The organism is Bosea sp. 685 (assembly GCF_031884435.1).
Classification (GTDB): domain Bacteria; phylum Pseudomonadota; class Alphaproteobacteria; order Rhizobiales; family Beijerinckiaceae; genus Allobosea.
In genome coordinates, this window is sequence record NZ_CP134779.1 from 5,681,484 (window position 1) to 5,698,272 (window position 16,789).

Genomic DNA, 16,789 nt, shown 5'->3' on the forward strand with positions numbered 1-16,789 from the left:
GAGACCATGATGCGCAGACTTCTCACGATCGCCTTCATCAGCCTCGGCCTTGCCGGGGCAGCCCTGGCGCAGGACGCTCCGCTGGTGAGCGCAACGGTCAAGAAGGTCGATGAGGCCCAGGGCAAGATCACCCTCGATCACGGCCCGATCAAGAACCTCGACATGGACGGTATGACGATGGTGTTCAAGGCCGCCGATCCCGCCATGCTCAAGGATGTGAAAGCCGGCCAGAAGGTGATGTTCACCGCCGACCGGGTCAATGGCCAGATCACGGTCACGAAGCTGCAGAAGGCGAAGTGATACCAACGGCTTTTGGCTGGGGCTCCGCCGTCATTCCGGGCTCGATCCGAAGGATCGAGCCCGGAACCCAGAACCGATGCGGCAGGGGATGAGCGAGAAAGTCATCACCGTTTTCGATGGGGCGCGGGCGCGACGCCCTCTTTCCTTCTCCCGGATGGGAGAAGGTGGCGCGGAGCGCCGGATGAGGGTGTGCCCTCTCAATAGGAGGTGCTGCGGCTCCGTCGAACCTCAACAATCAGCGGCACACCCTCATCCCTGCCCTTCTCCCATCCGGGAGAAGGGTTCCCCGCGCCTCTCGATGAGGCGCACGGCCTCGCCGGCTTTCATGCCCGAGATGGGCAACCCAAAGTGTCAAAGTCGGCAACAGCCGACTTTGATGCGTGAGAAGGGAAGAGGGCGTCGCGCCTGGTCAGGACAGAGCCATCGAAACCATTGGCTTCACTCCACAGCAGAATCCTCAGGATGAGGCTCGGGAGGTTTCCGAACAGTCTCTAGACAGGCAGCGCCGCCTCCTCGTGGCAGGCGCAGTCGGCTTCATGCCGCGCCTTGCGCTTGGGCTTGCCGGGCACGGGCGCGAGCGACGCGGCCGGGTCGGCGAGATCGGCCAGGATCGGGCAGTCCGGGCGCCCGTCGCCATGGCAGGTCCGGGCGAGATGCGAGAGCGTGCGCGCCATCGCCTGAAGCTCGGAGATCTTGGTTTCGAGATCCTGGACATGCTTCATCGCGACGCTTTTCACATCGGCGCTGGCGCGGCTCTTGTCGCGCCAGAGCGCCAGCAGCTCGCGCACCTCCTCGATCGAGAAGCCCAGATTCCGCGCCCGCTTGACGAAGCGCAGCGCATGGACGTCGTCATTGGCATAGACGCGGTAATTGGCCTGGGTGCGGACCGGCGCGGTGATCAGCCCGATGCTCTCGTAATAGCGGATCATCTTGGCGGTCACGTTCGAGGCCTTGGCGGCTTGTCCGATGTTCATGGCCCGTCTCCTAGAGCCGGATGATTTCAGATGGGATCACCAAGTGATCTCATCTGAAATCTGAATCCGTCTCTCATCTAAAAGTGAGAGCAGGATCAATGCGAAAAGCCGGTCTCCACTTTTTCGCATCCTGCTCTTGCGATCCAAACCTTAAGCTTCACTCGGCCGGCGCGAGCTTTGCTGCGGGGCTTCGTGCCGATGCCGTGGCTGCGACGCCGCCGAAGCGCCTGAGCCGTAGCGCATTGGTCAATACGCTGACGCTCGACAGCGCCATGGCGAGGCCTGCGAACATCGGCGACATCAGGATGCCGAAGGCCGGATAGAGCGCACCTGCCGCGACCGGGATCAGCACGATGTTGTAGCCGAAGGCCCAGGCCAGGTTCTGGCGGATATTGGCGATTGTCGCCTGCGACAGAGCGATCGCCTTGGCGACGCCGTTGAGATCGCCCGACATCAGGACGACATCGGCGCTCTCGATGGCGATATCGGTGCCCGTGCCGATGGCGAGGCCGACATCGGCCTGGGCCAAGGCAGGCGCGTCATTGATGCCGTCGCCGACGAAGGCGACCTTGACGCCGCCGGCCTGGAGGCTCTTGACGACTTCGGACTTGCCCGTCGGCAGGACCTCCGCCACGACCTCGTCGATGCCGAGCCGCGCGGCGATGGCGTTGGCCGTGCCCTTGTTGTCGCCGGTGATCATCACGACGCGCAGGCCAAGCGCGTGCAGCGCGGCGATGGCCGCGGGCGTGGTCTCCTTGATCGGGTCGGCAACGGCGATGATCGCGGCGAGCTTTCCGTCGATCGCGGCATAGAGCGGCGTCTTGCCCGCAGCGGCCAAGCGCCCAGCCTGATCGGCGAAGGCGGCGAGATCCAGGCCCAGGCGGCGCATCAGGCGGTCGGCGCCGACCTCGATCGCCCGGCCCTCGACCTTGGCCTTGACGCCGAAGCCGGGCTCGGCGGCGAATTCTGCCGGTTCCGCCAGCGCAAACCCGCGCAAGCGGGCCGCCGCGACGATCGCTTCGGCGACTGGATGCTCGGAGCGCGCCTCGACCGAGGCAACCAGACGCAGCACCTCGTCCTCCGCAAAGCCCGGCGCGGCCGAAAGATCGGTCAATTCGGGCCGCCCCTTGGTCAGCGTGCCGGTCTTGTCCAGCGCCACGATCCTGGCGTCCTTCAGCGATTGCAGCGCCTCGCCTTGGCGGAACAGGATGCCCAACTCCGCCCCCTTGCCGGTGCCGACCATGATCGAGGTCGGCGTCGCCAGCCCCATCGCGCAGGGGCAGGCGATGATCAGGACCGCGACCGCGTTGACCAGCGCGAAGGCGAAAGCGGGGCTTGGACCGAAAACCAGCCAGGCGGCGAAGGTCAGCAGCGCCAATGCGATGACGGCGGGCACGAACCACATCGTCACCTTGTCGACGAGCGCCTGGATCGGCAGCTTCGAGCCTTGCGCGGCCTCGACGGTGCGCACGATCTGGGCGAGCAGCGTGTCGGCGCCGACCTTGCGCGCGGTGAAGCGGAACGCGCCGGTTCCGTTCACGGTGCCGCCGGTCACAGTCGCGCCCGACTCCTTGCGGGCCGGGATCGGCTCGCCGGTGATCATCGCCTCATCGACATAGGAGAGGCCCTCAAGGACCTCGCCATCGACCGGGATACGCTCGCCGGGTCGCACAATGACGATGTCGCCAGGCACCACGGTCTCGATCGCGACATCGATCTCGGCGCCATCGCGCAGCACGCGGGCGGATTTCGCCTGCAGCGACATCAGGCGGCGAATGGCCTCGCTGGTCTGGCCCTTGGCGCGCGCCTCGAACCAGCGCCCGGTCAGGATCAGCGTGACGATGACCGCACCGGCCTCGAAATAGGTGTAGTCCGTGCCGTCAGGCAGCCAGTCCGGTGCGAAGGTCGCCACGGTCGAATAGAGATAGGCCGCGCTGGTGCCCAGCATCACCAGCGAATTCATGTCGGGTGCGCCGCGCAGCAGCGCCGGCCAGCCCTTGCGCAGGAAGCGCAGGCCCGGGCCGAACTGCACGAAGCTCGCGAGCAGGAACGAGATCACCTTGATGTTGAACTCGCCGACCTTCCCCGCCAGGACATGATGCAGCGTCTCCGAGAGATGCATCCCCATCTCGAAGACGAGCAATGGCAGGGTGGCGATGGCCGCCGCGATGACGGCACGACGCAGGCTCGTCTGCTCGATCTCGCGCGCCTGGCGCTCGCGATCGGCCATATCAATGCCGGCCTGGATGGGCTCGGCGGCATAGCCGGCAGCCGTCGCCGCAGCCGCGAGCCGGGACGCGATGTCCGCTCCCCCCAGAACGCGCACAAAAGCCCGTTCGGTCGCCAGATTGACATTCGCATCGAGAACGCCGGGCACAGCCTTCAGCGCCTTCTCGACCCGGCCGACGCAGGAGGCGCAGCTCATGCCGGCGACGCTCAGATCGACCGTGTTCTCGGACGGCTCGTAGCCAGCCTTGCGAATGGCCGCGCCGATGGCCGCAGGATCGACCTTCACTGAGGACAGGACGACATGGGCGCGTTCGGTCGCGAGATTGACCGCGACCGACTCCACACCCTCCACGGCCGCGACCGCGCGCTCGACCCGGCCGACGCAGGAGGCGCAGCTCATGCCGCCGACGGGAATGTCGAGCTGCGTGCTGCGCCCAGCCGTTGTTTTCAGAACCGTATCAGTCGACATGACGTCACTCCAGACTCAATCTGGCGAGAGATATGCTCCTTCCCATAATGGGAAGGTCAAGGGCCTCTCGCCAGTCTTGCGCGGAGATGCCGCAGGCGCATGCGCCGTCGAGGTTTCGTCGCCTCAGGGCCAGGCCGATCATGTGAGCAAGGATTTCAGCCGGCCGGAATTTCGGGAAACGCGCCGTCATCCCGGGCGACTGCAAGGAGACCCGGGATCCATTCCGGAACCTCACTCGCAAGCGCTCCGGCATGGATCCCGGATCGGCGCCGCTGACGCGGCTTGTCCGGGATGACGGCGCGTTTGTCCCCAATGTTCAAGCTTTTGAAAACAGCGGCGTCGTTGTCGGCCAGGCTCCTCAGGCTGCGCTGACGATCGGGAAGCCGCGGATCTGCTCGCCGACCTCGCTCTTGATGGTCAGGCGCGCATGCGTCGCGTCCTTGATCTTGCCGCTGGCGATCAGGGTCGCGGGCACCTGGCCCGGCTCGGTCGCGAGGTTGCGGATCTGGTAGTCCTCGGCGCGCGGACCGATCGCCTGCACGACCACGCTCTCAGCCGGAGGCGGCGCGACGACGGCCCCGCCTTTCAGGAAGCTGATCTCCCAGCGCGTTTCGTCCAGGCGCTTGACCTCGGCGTCGAGCCCACCGTCGAGCGTGACCAGCGCGCCGCCCTGGCCGCCCAGCTTAGGCGGCAGCGCCGCGGCGCCCGGCAGGAGCGACTCGCGGGTATGGAAATGCGTGCCGTGAACGACGCGCATGCGGACGCGATAGGCGCCTTCGACATGGCCGCTGGCGAGGACGGAGGAGACGCTTCCGCTGGCCGAGATGGCGAGGGGATGAATCCGGCCCTGGATGTCGATCGCATCGACCTCGACCTCGTTCAGCGGCGGCGCCTTGTAATCGGGCACGCCGGCCTCGCTGAAGACGATTTCCCATTGCCCGGCATCGCGCGCGACGATGTCCACCATCTGACCGTGGCCCATATGGATCGATGCTGGCTGCGACATGTTCGGTCTCCGCTTCATTCGCGCCGGCAGGCCCATCCCGCCGACTTGGCTATCGCTCCGCGCCAGGGGCGTCGGAGGAATCTTGGGCGTCAGAGGAATCTTGGGCGTCAGAAGAATCTGGGCATCAGAGGAATTTCGTGACCGCCTTGAACTCCTTCAGGAGCTCGCGCGCATCTGTGGGGATGTGACCGGCCGCCTCTTCCAGGCAGTGGTCGATATGCTCCTGGATCAGGATCTTGCGCGCATTGGCGACGGCGTTTTCGACCGCCTGCAATTGCTGCGCGATCTCCAGGCATGAGCGCACATTCACCACCATCTCGATCGTCGAGCGCAGATGGCCCTCGGCCCGCTTCAGCCGGGTGATGATCTCCGGATGGCGGTGGTGATGGATTTTTTCGTGCGGTTCGTTTTTCATGTTGATCCTATCCCCCTGGAGGGGTTATAGCCAATCACAACGGCTGGCAAGTGGAAGCTGAATTCAAGCTCTCGCGAGCCTTAGCTGAAAGGCCAGCGCCGTAGCTGGCATGGCTTGAGCTGGATTGATCTCGATGGCTGATGCTCCTCATGGCTTGACGCTCGCTGTGCTGCCCGACGATTCCGGCGAGCAGCATAAGGCCGCGCGCCAGTTCTGCCTCGACGTGATCAAGGAATTCTACGGCTTCGACTATCGGGTCGACTGGCATGCCGACCTCGACTCGCTGACGCAGGGGCCGGAGCAATCCTGGTTCAGTCAGCGCAACCGTGGTGCATTCTGGACATTGAGCGCCCCGGACGGGTCGCTCGTTGCGGCGGCCGGCCTGTATTGCCTGACATTCAAGCCGCGCTTGGCGGCAGCTTTCGCCACGCGCTATCCTGACCCGGAACAGGTCACGCAGCTCGTCCGCGTCTATATCCGCAAGGACCAGCGCGGCCGCCAGATCGGACGCTGGCTCAACGCCTACGCCGAAGCCGAAGCCAGGCGCCTGGGCTTTGCGACCCTCTATTTGCATGCCAACGCCGACACCGCGGCGACGATCGGCTTCTGGCGGGGACGCGGCTATGCCGAGATCGCCAGCGACGAGGCCACAACCCATTTCGGCAAGAGCTTGTCGAACACACCAGCTTGATCGGGCAAGCGCCGGCACAAGTCCAGGCGCCTCCCCGGGATCGAGAAGACGAGGACAGGAGGCAAAGCGCCCTCGACCAGAGCCGGTTGGACCGGCCGGTGCGGCGGCTCAGCGTCATGTCCGGATCTGAGGAGCACTGTCGTGCCGTCATTCACCGAACTGCTGGCCCAGGGGGCCGGCAATGCCTGGCTGTTCATCCCGAGCGCGATCCTGCTCGGCGCGCTTCACGGCCTCGAGCCGGGCCATTCCAAGACGATGATGGCGGCTTTCATCGTCGCCGTGCGCGGCACCGTGTTCCAGGCCGTGCTGCTCGGGCTCGCCGCCACCTTTTCGCATACGCTCGTCGTCTGGGCGGTGGCTCTGGGAGGCATGTACATCTTCAAGGGCCTCGATCCCGAGACCACGGAGCCCTATTTCCAACTCGCCTCGGCGGTCATCATCATCGGCATCGCCTCCTGGATGTTCTGGCGAACCTGGCAGGACCAGCAGCGCGCCAAGCAATATGCGCGTGAGGTCGCAGCCTATGAGAAGAACAAGGCCAAGACTGCGCTGTCGCACCGCGTCGACACCGGCCACGGCTTCATGTCGCTGGAGATCCCACCGGAGAAGCCGGCGCATTTCCGCCTGACCGTCATCAGCGGCGACAAATGGGCCGGCGAATACATCAAGATCACCACCGAGCGCCCCGACGGCACGAGCCAGGTCTTCAGCTTCCTCGATCGCGACGGCTATATGGAATCGGCCGAGACGATCGCCGAACCCTATGATTTCATGGTGCGGCTCAGCCTCGACCATGGCGACCACGAGCATGATTACGACGTCTCGTTCCTCCAGGGCACGGCGGGCACCGATCCCCTGCACAGCCAGGAGAAGGGCCTCGCTATCGCCAGCGACGGCTATATGGACGCGCACGAGCTCTCCCATGCCAACGACATCCGCAAGCGGTTCACCAATCGCGAGGTGACGACCTGGCAGATCGTGATGTTCGGCCTGACCGGGGGCCTGATCCCCTGCCCGGCCGCGATCACGGTCCTGCTGCTCTGCGTCCAGATCAAGCAGTTCACGCTCGGCGCGGTTCTCGTGCTGTGCTTCTCGATCGGACTTGCGATCACGCTGGTCACGGTCGGAGCGGTCGCCGCCATCAGCGTCCGGCAAGCGACGAAGCGGGTGAGCTGGCTCTCGGCGGTGGCCGGCCGCGCGCCGTATTTCTCCAGCGCGCTGATCGTCCTCGTCGGGCTCTATACCGGCTATCACGGCTGGACCGGACTGCAGGCGCAGCATCAAGCTCCGGCCGCGCAGAGCACGCCGGCCGCCCAGCCAAAGGCAGGCTAAGCGACACGCCAGGTTGAGCGACGCATTGCATCAGGGGAGCGTCCAGGACGCTCCCCTGATTGATTCCAGGTCAGATCATCCGGTCAGGAAGCGGCCGCGACCTCGCGCTGCGCGATATGGCAGCGCACCAGGGTGCCGTTCCCGAGCGGAGCCAGCTCCGGCGGCTGCGCGTGGCACAGCGGCTCGGCCTGGGGGCAGCGCCCGTGGAAGCGGCAGCCATGCGGCGGGTTGATCGGGCTCGGCGGCTCCCCGCCCAGCGCGGCCGCGCCGTAAAGCCCGTTCTCTTCCAGCATCGAGGCCGCGATCAGGGCCTTGGTGTAGGGGTGGCGGGGCCGCTCGAAGAGCTCGTCGCGCGGCGCCATCTCGACGATCTGGCCGAGATACATCACCGCGATCCGGTCGCAGAGATAGCGCACGACCCGCAGGTCATGCGAGATCATCAGCAGGGTCAGCGAGAAGCGTTTCCTGAGATCGAGCAGCAGGTTCAGGATCTGCGTCCGCATCGAGGCATCGAGCGCCGAGGTCGGCTCGTCGCAGACCAGAAAGCGCGGCTTCAGGATCAGCGCGCGCGCGATCACGACGCGCTGGAGCTGCCCGCCGGAACACTCGCCGGGCACGCGGTCATAGAAGCTCTCATCGAGCCCAACCTCGCGCAGCATCTCCAGCACGATGGCGCGACGCTGGCCGCGATCGCCCATGCCATGCGCGCTTAAGGGAGCATCGAGGCTATGGCCGAGCCGCATGCGCGGGTCGAGCGCGCCGAACGGATCCTGGAAGACGAGCTGCGCCAACTTCCTGAAATCGAGCAATTCATGGCCGCGCAGCTGCGCGACATCCTTGCCGGCGATCCTGATCGAGCCGCTGTCGGCGGCGGTCATCCGGACCAGCAAACGGGCGATCGTGCTCTTGCCGCAACCGGATTCGCCGACGAGGCCGAGCACTTCGCCCTCGGTAATCGACAGCGAGACATGATCGACCGAATTGACCACGCGCCGGCCGCCCGGCCCCCAGCCGGCAACCGGATAGGTCTTGACGAGATCATCCACGACCACGAAGGCCGGCGGCTCGTGCTGCAAAGCCCCGCCCCCTTCGCTGAAGCTTGGGCGAAAGATGTCGCGCTCATGCGCTGTGCTCCACGGCAGGCATCGTCGGAGCGGCATTGACACTCCAGCAACGCGCCTTGTGCTGGCCGCTGCAGCATTCCAGGCTCGGCTCGGCACTGCAGCAGGCATGCGCGTGCTCGGACGTCGCCGCGACGTTGCAGCGGGGCTGGAAGCGGCAGCCGCTGGCGATGTCGCGTGCTGAAGCCGCGCCACCGGGAATCGAGATCAGCGCGCCGGTCTCGTCCCGCTGCAACAGGGAGCAGCGGATCAGCGCCTTGGTATAGGGGTGGCGCGGAGCGTTCAGGACCTCGCGCGTCGGTCCTTCCTCGACGAGGCGGCCGGCATACATCACCGCGACCCGCTCCGAGAGCGCCGACACTACGGCAAGATCATGCGTGATCAGAAGCACCGCCATGTCGCGCTTCCGGCGCTGCTCATCAAGCAGGCGCAGGATCTGGGCCTGGACGGTGACGTCGAGCGCCGTCGTCGGCTCGTCGGCGATGAGCAAATCGGGATCGGCGCTGAGCGCGGCCGCGATCATCACGCGCTGCGCCATGCCGCCCGAGAGCTCATGCGCATAGCAGCGCAGCCGCGTCTCCGGCGCGGGAATGCCAACCTCGCGGAAGAGCGCGACGACCCGCTCCAATGCGGCCTCCCGGCTGAGGCCGCGATGGATACGCAGGCTCTCGGCGACCTGATCGCCGACGCGGCAGGTCGGATCGAGCATGGCGAGCGGCTGCTGGAAGATCATGCCGATGCGCCCGCCCCGCAGCGCATTGAGGGCGGCGGGCCGCATCGCGCCGACATCGTCGCCACCGAAGCGGACCGAGCCGCCCGTGATCGCAGCCGAGGGCGGCAGCAGCCGCAGCACCGACAGGGCGGTGAGGCTCTTGCCCGAACCGGATTCGCCGACGAGCGCCACGACCTCGCCGCGCCTGATTTCAAGATCGAGGCCATCGATGACGGGGCGGGTCCCCGTCCCGATCCTGACCCGCAGCCCCTCGATCGCCAGCAGCGGCTCGGCGTCGCGCAGCGCCGCCGGCTGCAGGCCGGAGGCCGGGCGCATCTGGGCGCCGTTGGCGGCTGGTGCGATCATGCCTGGTCTCCCGCCGTCTTGCGCTTGGTCTCCAGGCCCTGGCCGATCCATGTCACGCTGAGAGCGGTCAGGAAGATCGCCAGGCCGGGGCAGATGACGAGCAGCGGGGCGCGCTCGAGATAGGGCTGGGAGCTCGCCATCATCGCCGCCCAGTCGGCATGGGGCGGCTGGACGCCGAGCCCGATGAAGGACAGGCCGCCGACGGTGATGAGCTTGTGGCCGAAGCGCAGGAACCCCATCGCCGCCAGGGGCCGGATCGCGTTGGGGATGATGTGGCGCAGGATGATGAAGCGGCGCGAGCAGCCCAGGATCTCGGCCGCCCGGATATAGGATTTGGCATTGATCTCGATGGCGAGCCCGCGCGCCAGCCGGGCGAAGGGCGTCCAGCTCACCACGGTCAGCGCCACGATCAGCGTGCCATAGCCCGGCCCCATCAGCGCGATCAGGAAGATCGCCACGACGACATCGGGAAAGGAGATCAGCAGATCGACGATCCGCATCGTGATCTCGTCGACGAAGCCGCCCTGGCGCGCGCTGATCACGCCGATCACCGTGCCGATCACCGCCGACAGGACCAGGGTCACAGCTGCGATGATGATCGCGAAATGGCCGCCGACGAGGAGGCGGCTGAGCTGGTCGCGGCCGAGATGGTCCGTGCCCAGCCAATGCCGGCTGCTCGGCCCCTGCAGGCGCTGCAGCAGGCTCTGCGAGGCAGGATCATAGGGCGTCAGCCAATGCGCGCAGCAGAGCAGCAGCAGGACGATGGCGAACATCACGACGCCGGCGGAGAAGACCCAGTGCCGCTGGCGCGCGAAGCCTAGCGCGCGGCGCAGGATGGACGGGCGCGCGGCAGCCCTGTTCGCGACATCGAAGAGCGGCGCGGCCATGGCGTCAGGCATGTGCATGGGCCATCCTCACCATCGGATTGAGCACCGCGTAGAGAATGTCGGCGAGCGTATTGATCAGCACCGACAGGGCGACGATCGCGACGAAACTCGCCTGCAGGACCGGAATATCCTTGTTGATCACCGCTTCGTAGATCAATCGGCCCATGCCGGGGATGGCGAAGATGACCTCGACCACGACCGAGCCGCCGAGCAGACCGGCGAGCCAGAGCGCAAACAATGTGACCACGGGAATGGCGCCGTTGCGCACGCCATGGCGCAGCACCGTCTGCGTCATGCCCAGGCCCCGACTGCGCGCGGCGGTGATGTAGGGCGCCTGCAGCACGTCGATCATCGCCGCGCGCGTCACCCTGGTGAAATAGGCCAAAGGCCGCAGCGCCAGCACCATCGCGGGGAGCACCAGCGACGACATGCCGTCCCAGCCCGCCGAAGGCAGCCAGCCGAGATAAAGCGCGAACACCAGGATGCCCATCGGCGCCATCCAGTATTCGGGGATCGCGACCAGGGTCTGGGTGATGAAGGTCGCGGCGGTGTCGATGGGTCCGCCCGGCCTCGTCGCCGCCGCCGTGCCCAGCGGCACCGCGATGACGATGGCGATGCCGAGCGCCGACATTGCGAGCGTGATCGAGACGAGCAGGGAGCGGCCGATCTGGTCGATCACCGGAGCACGGCTGGTGTAGGAATAGCCGAAATCGCCATGCAGCGCCGCATTGAGCCAGCCGAGATATTGCGCGAGCAGGGAGCGATCGAGCCCAAGCTGATGGCGCAGCGCCTCGACCGCAGCCTGGTCGACCTGGAAATCGGCCACACGGGAGCGCAGGACCAGCAGAGCCGGGTCACCATCGCTGAGATAGGGGATCAGAAAGGCGAAGACCGACACCACCAGCAAGGTCAGCAGGAGAACGGCCAGTCGGCGGGTAACGAAGAGCCACATGGCAGGTTCCTCTCCGCAGCGATTTCCAAAAGTCTGGAGCATTGCTCCTGCGAAAAACCGGTGCCGACTTTTTCGCGCGATGCTCCAGGGTTTGCAGCGGAGGCGCCCGCGAAAATCGTAGGACGCCTCCAGCCTTGTCGAAGCGGCCGCTCACTCGAGTGCGAGTTCGGGCGTCAGCGTGTACTGATACAGCGGATGGATCTTGTAGTTGCGGACTTTCGCACTGTAGGCGTCGTTGCCGGCCTCGTGGATGACGAAGATATTCACCGCGTCATTTTGCAAATCCTGAGCCAGTTCCGCATAGACGGCATAGCGCTTGGCGGGGTCGGCCTCGCCAGCGACCTTGGCGAGCTTCTCGTCGAACTTGGCATTGCAGTAGTGCGACAGGTTGTATCCGCCGCCGCAGCCATAATCCGACTGCAGATATCCCGCGGGATCGGCGACATCGATCATGTGGCTGCGCGAAAGCAGCGCCAGGTCATATTTTCCCGCCAGTATGTCGGGCTCCAGCGCCTTGTATTCGGCGACGCGGATATTGGCCTTGACGCCGATCGCGTTGAACTGGTCCTGGAGGATCGCCGCGAGATCCTTGAACTCGATCTTCTCGACATAGGCGAAGAGATCGAGCGTCAGCGAGCCCGGCTTGATGCCGGCTTCTGCCAACAGGGCCTGCGCTTTCTTGGGATCATAAGCCGCAGGCTTGGCGCCCTTGGGAGCCCAGGGTTCGGCCGGGGCGAAGGGGCCCACAGCCGGCTGCACCGAGCCTTCATAGACGCTGGCCGCGATGCCCTGGAGATCGAGCGCCATCTGCAGGGCCTGGCGGACCTTGGGATTGTCGAGCGGCGCCTTCTTGGTGTTGATCAGCAAGGTGCTGGTGCGCGGCGTGGCGATGCTCTCGATCTTGAGGCCAGCGGTCGATTTCAGCGTGGCCAGCGTCGAGGCCGGGACCGCTGCGCCGACATGAGCCTCGCCGGTGCGCACCTGCGTGGCGCGGACATTGGCGTCGGGGATGAACTTGATCTCGACCTCCGCCAGCTTGACCGCCCCGCCCCAGTATTTGTCGTTGCGCTTCAGCGACATGCCTTGCTGGCCGTTGACGCGCGTAATGACGAAGGGGCCGGTGCAGGTGCCGACAGGGTCGATCTTACCGTCCTTATAGGCCGCCGGCGACAGGATGCCGGTATTGGCCGCAGCCAGCCGCAATGGCGTCAGCACGGACGCGACAGGCGTGGTCACGCGCACCGTGTCGTCATTGATCGCCTCGACCGACTTGATCAGCTTGGGCGAAAAGGCGCGCGCCGGAGCCGTGACCTTGAGCACCGCATTGAGCGCGGCAGCGGCGTTTGCCGCCGTCAGCGCCTGGCCGTCCTGAAAGCTGACGCCCTTGCGCAAGGTGAAATCCCAGGTATCGGGCGCGGTTTGCGTCCACGAGGTCGCGAGCGAAGGTTTCAGCTTGCCGTCGAAATCGATGCGCGTCAGCATTTCCAGGCAGCCTGCCTTGGAGAGGACGTTGGCGTCGTCGGTTTCGAGCGCGAAGCCGGCGCGCGGCGGGAAGTTCTCGGCGATGACGAATTTGCCGCCGCCCTGCGCGAAAGCCGCACCCGCAAGGCCCAGAGTATAGAGGAAGGATGCAACACACCCTACTCGCGTAATCATGCTGACGACTCCGTTGTTGTTCGCTGTTCCCGTCTCGCCGACTGGCTCTCGCGATATTCGGTAAAGAGCGCCCGCGAAGGCGGCCCCGCCGAGTTCATGATGCCGTCGATCTGATATGTTATAACGTTAATATACGATAGCTCTCCCGCATGTCTTGCTTACATGTCTTGCCGGGCCGGCCCGCTCGTTTTGCGGACGGCTCAGTCGTGGGAGCCGCCCGTCTTGTCGCAATTCGAAACCCAGCCAGGGGCCCCGTATTGTATGGAATTTCTCGCCGCCGCCCGAGATTCAGGCAGCGTCCGGCGGATTTCAGGCAGAAGCGCCTGCCAGCAGCGGCGTATAGCCGGCCTTGGTCACAATCGCCTGGATCGCGGCGCTGTCGCTGGCGCCGGTGATGGTGACACGCTTGGAGGCCGGGTCGGCGGTGACGGACGAGCCAGGCAGCGCCTGCTCAATCGCGCCCTTGATCGTACCGGCGCAGTGGCCGCAGGTCATATCGTCGACCAGGAGGATCACCGCCTGATCCGGCGTCGCGCCGGTCTCTGTCTTGGTGGGGGCCGCATGTTGGCTGCATGAACACATGAGAAGCGTCCTTTGTGGTTTGGCTGATGGTGGGATCAGGCTGCGGCTTGCCCTGATGGGAAGGTCAAGCGTGTTCCGGAGAAAAATTTCGAGTCTCGGGTGCAGCGGTCTGGGGGCTGTCCTCGCCCTTGAAGAAACCCAGCAACCTCAGCGCGTTGAGCGTGACGAGAACCGTCGCCCCCGTATCCGCCAGGACCGCGATCCAGAGCCCGGTCGCGCCGATGATCGTGGTGACGAGGAAGAGCAGCTTCAGCCCGAGCGCGATGACGATGTTCTGGCGGATATTGGCCATGGTCGCGCGCGACAGCCGGATCAGCCTGACGACATCGCCGACGCGGCTCTTCAGCAAGGCTGCGTCGGCGGCCTCGATGGCGACATCCGTGCCCGAACCCATGGCGATGCCGGCATCGGCAGCGGCGAGCGCCGGCGCATCGTTGATGCCGTCGCCGACCATCACGACATGACCGGCCTGCCGCAAGGCGCGCACGGCCTCGACCTTGGCCTCGGGCATCATCTCGGCCTGGACCTCGATGCCGAGTTGGCCGCCGATGGCCTCGCCGGTGCGGCGGTTGTCGCCCGTCAGCATGACCGCGCGCAGGCCGAGCGTCTTGAGTTCGGCGATCGCGGCGCGGGCGTCCGGGCGCGGCTCGTCGCGCAGGGCGATCAGGCCGGCGACGGTCTCGCCCTCGAGCACGACCACGACGGTCTTGCCCTGTGCCTCCAGCGCCGCGATCCGCTCGTTCATCTCGGTGGGCAGCGCCGCCCGCTCAGTCGCGAAGCGGGGCGCGCCGATGAAGATCGGGGTTTCACCCAAGAGCGCTTCCATGCCCTTGCCGGGAATGGCGCGCGTGGCCGAGACCACGAGCTTGGCGGCCCGGTCGTCCTGCGCCCGCGCCACTATGGCCTCCGCCAGCGGGTGGCTGGATTCGCGCTCGACCGCACCGGCCAAAGCCAGCAGGCGGCCGGCATTGGCAGCGCCCGGCACGATGTCGGTCACGACCGGCCGACCCCAGGTCAAGGTGCCCGTCTTGTCGAAGGCGACGATCTGGGTCCGAGCCAGCGCCTCGACCACCGCGCCGCCCTTGACGAGCAGGCCGCGCCTGGCCGCCATCGACAGGCTTGAGGCGATCGCAGCCGGCACCGAGATGACGAGCGCGCAGGGGCAGCCAATCAGCAGCAGCGTCAGGCCGCGATAGATCCAGACCGACCATTCCGCGCCGGCAAACAGCGGCGGCAGCACCGCCACGAGCAGCGACAGGCCGACGATGCAGGGCATGTAGATGCGCGAGAAGCGATCGATGAAGCGCTCGGTCGGGGCCTTGGCGTCCTGCGCCTCCTCGACCAGCGCCACGATGCGGGCGATGGTGTTGTCCTCCGGCGCGCGCTCGACCTTGATGCGCAGCGCCGCTTCCTGGTTGATCGAGCCGGCGAAGATCGCAGCGCCCGGCTCCTTGCCCTTGGGCACGGATTCGCCGGTGATCGGCGATTCATCGACGCTGGAGAAACCGGCGACCACGCTGCCATCGGCCGGGACGCGGTCGCCCGGCCGCACCAGCGCGATCTGTCCGATCCGCAGCGAGGCGGCGGCGACCTCGCGCACGCTCCCGCCCTCATCGAGCAAAGCCGTCTTGGGCACGAGCGCCGCAAGCGCGCGAATGCCGGAGCGCGCCTTGTTGGCGGCGACGCCCTCGAGCACCTCGCCGACGGCGAAGAGGAAGACGACGACGGCCGCCTCCTCGATCGCCCCGATGAAGAGCGCACCGGCGGCGGCGATCGTCATCAGCATCTCGATGGTGAAGGGCGCACCCGCAAGCGCGGCCATCACGGCGCGCTTTGCGATCGGCGCGACGGCGATCACCGTCGCGAGCGCGAAGACCGCGAAGGCGGCCTGCGGGAACACCAAACCGACGGCATAGGCGGCGGCAAGAAGCAGGCCGGCCGCGATCGCCACCCTGCCCTTCGAGGTCGCCCACCAGCGGCGCGGCGCCTCGGGAGGCGCAACAGGAACAGCCTCGCTCACAGTTGAGGGCACCGTGAGCAATGTCGGCTTATAGCCAAGCCGGCTGAGCTGGGTATCGATCGCCGAAACCCCGGCGCTGCCTGCGGCGAGGCGCAAGGACAAGGTCTCGTTGGTGATCGAGATCTTCAGATCGCTGACGCCCGGCATCTTTTCCAGCGCCGTCCGGATGGTGGCGGCGCAGCTGCCGCAATCCATGCCGGCGACTTTCCAGCTCAGCGCATCGGCTGCAACGACCTCGGCAGCCCGGTTTGCAGAGGCGTGGGCATGAGCGGCCCCGGCCGGGTGCGCGTGATCATGGCCATGGTGATGATCATGGTCGTGCTCATGCCCGCAAGCGGAATGGTCGTGCGCATGCTGTTCGGCAGGCTTGGGAGCCGGCACAGCATGATCATGGCCGCAGCCGCATTCATCTGCCGCAGCCTGCGCGGGCGCATGGTCATGAGCGCCGTGATCATGAGCGTCGTGGTCATGGCCACAGGCAGAGTGGTCATGCGCATGCTGTTCAATAGGCTTCGGAGCCGGCGCGGCATGGTCATGGCCGCAGCCACACTCATCCACGGCAGCTTGCACGGGCGCATGGCTATGAGCCTTGTGGTCGTGAGCGTCGTGGTCGTGGCCACAAGCAGAGTGGTCGTGCTTGCCATGCTCATGGGCGTGATGGTCGTGGCCAGCATGGTCGTGGCTGCGGACTTCTGCCGGCTTTGCCTTGGCGGCCTGCAATGTCGGCCCGAAGCCCAGCCGCTTCACGCGCGCCTCGATGGCGTCCGCAGTCGTGGTTCCCTCCGCCAAGGCCAGGCTCAGGGTCTCCTTGGTCACGGAAATCTTGATGTCGGAGACGCCCGGCAGCTTTTCGAGCGCGGTCCGGATGGTCGAGGCGCAGCTGCCGCAATCCATGCCATCGACCTTCCAGGTGATGGATTTCGATTGCGATTCCAGTCCCTTGAGGGCTTCCGCGGGCAGCGTCATCAGACATCTCCTTGACCAGTGATGACGAGCTTAATTGCTCTAGTCACTAGAGGTTCAAGGGGTATTTTGCAGGCTAGATGGTATTTTCTTCAATCGGCAGAAGGCGGTACG

The 16,789-nt window shown here is 66.1% G+C and carries 14 protein-coding genes; 3 read left to right on the plus strand and 11 right to left on the minus strand.

Annotated features, from left to right (window positions below):
• The first annotated feature begins 6 nt into the window (after positions 1-6).
• Positions 7-300 carry a copper-binding protein gene (locus tag RMR04_RS27740; protein WP_410492161.1) on the plus strand — a complete coding sequence of 98 codons (294 nt, stop codon included), beginning with the start codon at positions 7-9 and terminating at the stop codon, positions 298-300.
• Between the two features lie 491 nt (positions 301-791).
• Here RMR04_RS27740 and cueR read toward each other — a convergent pair whose 3' ends face one another.
• The 4 genes from cueR to RMR04_RS27760 all read right to left on the minus strand — a co-directional run bounded on the left by cueR (position 792) and on the right by RMR04_RS27760 (position 5,393).
• Entirely contained in the window at positions 792-1,274 is a 483-nt protein-coding gene (gene cueR / locus RMR04_RS27745; RefSeq protein ID WP_311911745.1) for a Cu(I)-responsive transcriptional regulator, read from the minus strand.
• Positions 1,275-1,431: 157 nt separating this feature from the next.
• The gene (locus RMR04_RS27750) at positions 1,432-3,972 is read right to left on the minus strand and encodes a heavy metal translocating P-type ATPase (protein ID WP_311911746.1); all 2,541 of its coding nucleotides are present in this window, start codon (positions 3,970-3,972) and stop codon (positions 1,432-1,434) included.
• 358 nt (positions 3,973-4,330) lie between these two features.
• Positions 4,331-4,978: a hypothetical protein gene (locus RMR04_RS27755; protein WP_311911747.1), complete on the minus strand. Its 648-nt coding sequence runs from the start codon at positions 4,976-4,978 to the stop codon at positions 4,331-4,333.
• A 124-nt stretch (positions 4,979-5,102) separates the two neighbouring features.
• Positions 5,103-5,393 (minus strand): metal-sensing transcriptional repressor, encoded by a 291-nt coding sequence (locus tag RMR04_RS27760; RefSeq protein WP_069689517.1) that lies wholly within the window; start codon positions 5,391-5,393, stop codon positions 5,103-5,105.
• A gap of 133 nt (positions 5,394-5,526) precedes the next feature.
• On the opposite strand from RMR04_RS27760, the gene RMR04_RS27765 reads away from it, so the two are divergent.
• Positions 5,527-6,084 (plus strand): GNAT family N-acetyltransferase, encoded by a 558-nt coding sequence (locus RMR04_RS27765; protein ID WP_311911748.1) that lies wholly within the window; start codon positions 5,527-5,529, stop codon positions 6,082-6,084.
• Between the two features lie 141 nt (positions 6,085-6,225).
• Positions 6,226-7,416 (plus strand): nickel/cobalt efflux protein RcnA, encoded by a 1,191-nt coding sequence (locus tag RMR04_RS27770; RefSeq protein ID WP_311911749.1) that lies wholly within the window; start codon positions 6,226-6,228, stop codon positions 7,414-7,416.
• Positions 7,417-7,499: 83 nt separating this feature from the next.
• Here RMR04_RS27770 and RMR04_RS27775 read toward each other — a convergent pair whose 3' ends face one another.
• From RMR04_RS27775 to RMR04_RS27805, 7 genes are all read right to left on the minus strand, one after another.
• The gene (locus tag RMR04_RS27775) at positions 7,500-8,576 is read right to left on the minus strand and encodes an ABC transporter ATP-binding protein (protein ID WP_410492162.1); all 1,077 of its coding nucleotides are present in this window, start codon (positions 8,574-8,576) and stop codon (positions 7,500-7,502) included.
• Positions 8,536-9,585, minus strand: coding sequence for an ABC transporter ATP-binding protein (locus RMR04_RS27780; protein ID WP_311915968.1), 1,050 nt, complete (start codon positions 9,583-9,585; stop codon positions 8,536-8,538). The genes RMR04_RS27775 and RMR04_RS27780 overlap by 41 nt, the downstream gene beginning before the upstream one ends.
• 26 nt (positions 9,586-9,611) lie before the next feature.
• The gene (locus RMR04_RS27785; protein WP_311911750.1) at positions 9,612-10,514 is read right to left on the minus strand and encodes an ABC transporter permease; all 903 of its coding nucleotides are present in this window, start codon (positions 10,512-10,514) and stop codon (positions 9,612-9,614) included.
• A complete protein-coding gene (locus RMR04_RS27790) occupies positions 10,507-11,454 on the minus strand; it encodes an ABC transporter permease (RefSeq protein WP_311911751.1) in 948 nt (315 codons plus the stop codon). Before RMR04_RS27790 ends, RMR04_RS27785 begins: the two co-directional genes overlap by 8 nt.
• Before the next feature lie 150 nt (positions 11,455-11,604).
• Positions 11,605-13,110, minus strand: a complete 1,506-nt coding sequence (locus tag RMR04_RS27795) for an ABC transporter substrate-binding protein (protein ID WP_311911752.1) — start codon at positions 13,108-13,110, stop codon at positions 11,605-11,607.
• Positions 13,111-13,419: 309 nt separating this feature from the next.
• Entirely contained in the window at positions 13,420-13,692 is a 273-nt protein-coding gene (locus tag RMR04_RS27800) for a heavy-metal-associated domain-containing protein (RefSeq protein ID WP_092174549.1), read from the minus strand.
• A 64-nt stretch (positions 13,693-13,756) separates the two neighbouring features.
• Entirely contained in the window at positions 13,757-16,678 is a 2,922-nt protein-coding gene (locus tag RMR04_RS27805) for a heavy metal translocating P-type ATPase (protein ID WP_311911753.1), read from the minus strand.
• Positions 16,679-16,789 lie beyond the last annotated feature (111 nt).

What these genes read in the sequence shown, in the direction of transcription:
- RMR04_RS27740 (WP_410492161.1), top strand. Translation starts at nt 7, where the DNA reads ATGATGCGCAGACTTCTCACGATCGCCTTCATCAGCCTCGGCCTTGCC.
- cueR (WP_311911745.1), bottom strand. Translation starts at nt 1,274, where the DNA reads ATGAACATCGGACAAGCCGCCAAGGCCTCGAACGTGACCGCCAAGATG.
- RMR04_RS27750 (WP_311911746.1), bottom strand. Translation starts at nt 3,972, where the DNA reads ATGTCGACTGATACGGTTCTGAAAACAACGGCTGGGCGCAGCACGCAG.
- RMR04_RS27755 (WP_311911747.1), bottom strand. Translation starts at nt 4,978, where the DNA reads ATGTCGCAGCCAGCATCGATCCATATGGGCCACGGTCAGATGGTGGAC.
- RMR04_RS27760 (WP_069689517.1), bottom strand. Translation starts at nt 5,393, where the DNA reads ATGAAAAACGAACCGCACGAAAAAATCCATCACCACCGCCATCCGGAG.
- RMR04_RS27765 (WP_311911748.1), top strand. Translation starts at nt 5,527, where the DNA reads ATGGCTGATGCTCCTCATGGCTTGACGCTCGCTGTGCTGCCCGACGAT.
- RMR04_RS27775 (WP_410492162.1), bottom strand. Translation starts at nt 8,576, where the DNA reads ATGCCGCTCCGACGATGCCTGCCGTGGAGCACAGCGCATGAGCGCGAC.
- RMR04_RS27780 (WP_311915968.1), bottom strand. Translation starts at nt 9,585, where the DNA reads ATGCGCCCGGCCTCCGGCCTGCAGCCGGCGGCGCTGCGCGACGCCGAG.
- RMR04_RS27785 (WP_311911750.1), bottom strand. Translation starts at nt 10,514, where the DNA reads ATGCCTGACGCCATGGCCGCGCCGCTCTTCGATGTCGCGAACAGGGCT.
- RMR04_RS27790 (WP_311911751.1), bottom strand. Translation starts at nt 11,454, where the DNA reads ATGTGGCTCTTCGTTACCCGCCGACTGGCCGTTCTCCTGCTGACCTTG.
- RMR04_RS27795 (WP_311911752.1), bottom strand. Translation starts at nt 13,110, where the DNA reads ATGATTACGCGAGTAGGGTGTGTTGCATCCTTCCTCTATACTCTGGGC.
- RMR04_RS27800 (WP_092174549.1), bottom strand. Translation starts at nt 13,692, where the DNA reads ATGTGTTCATGCAGCCAACATGCGGCCCCCACCAAGACAGAGACCGGC.
- RMR04_RS27805 (WP_311911753.1), bottom strand. Translation starts at nt 16,678, where the DNA reads ATGACGCTGCCCGCGGAAGCCCTCAAGGGACTGGAATCGCAATCGAAA.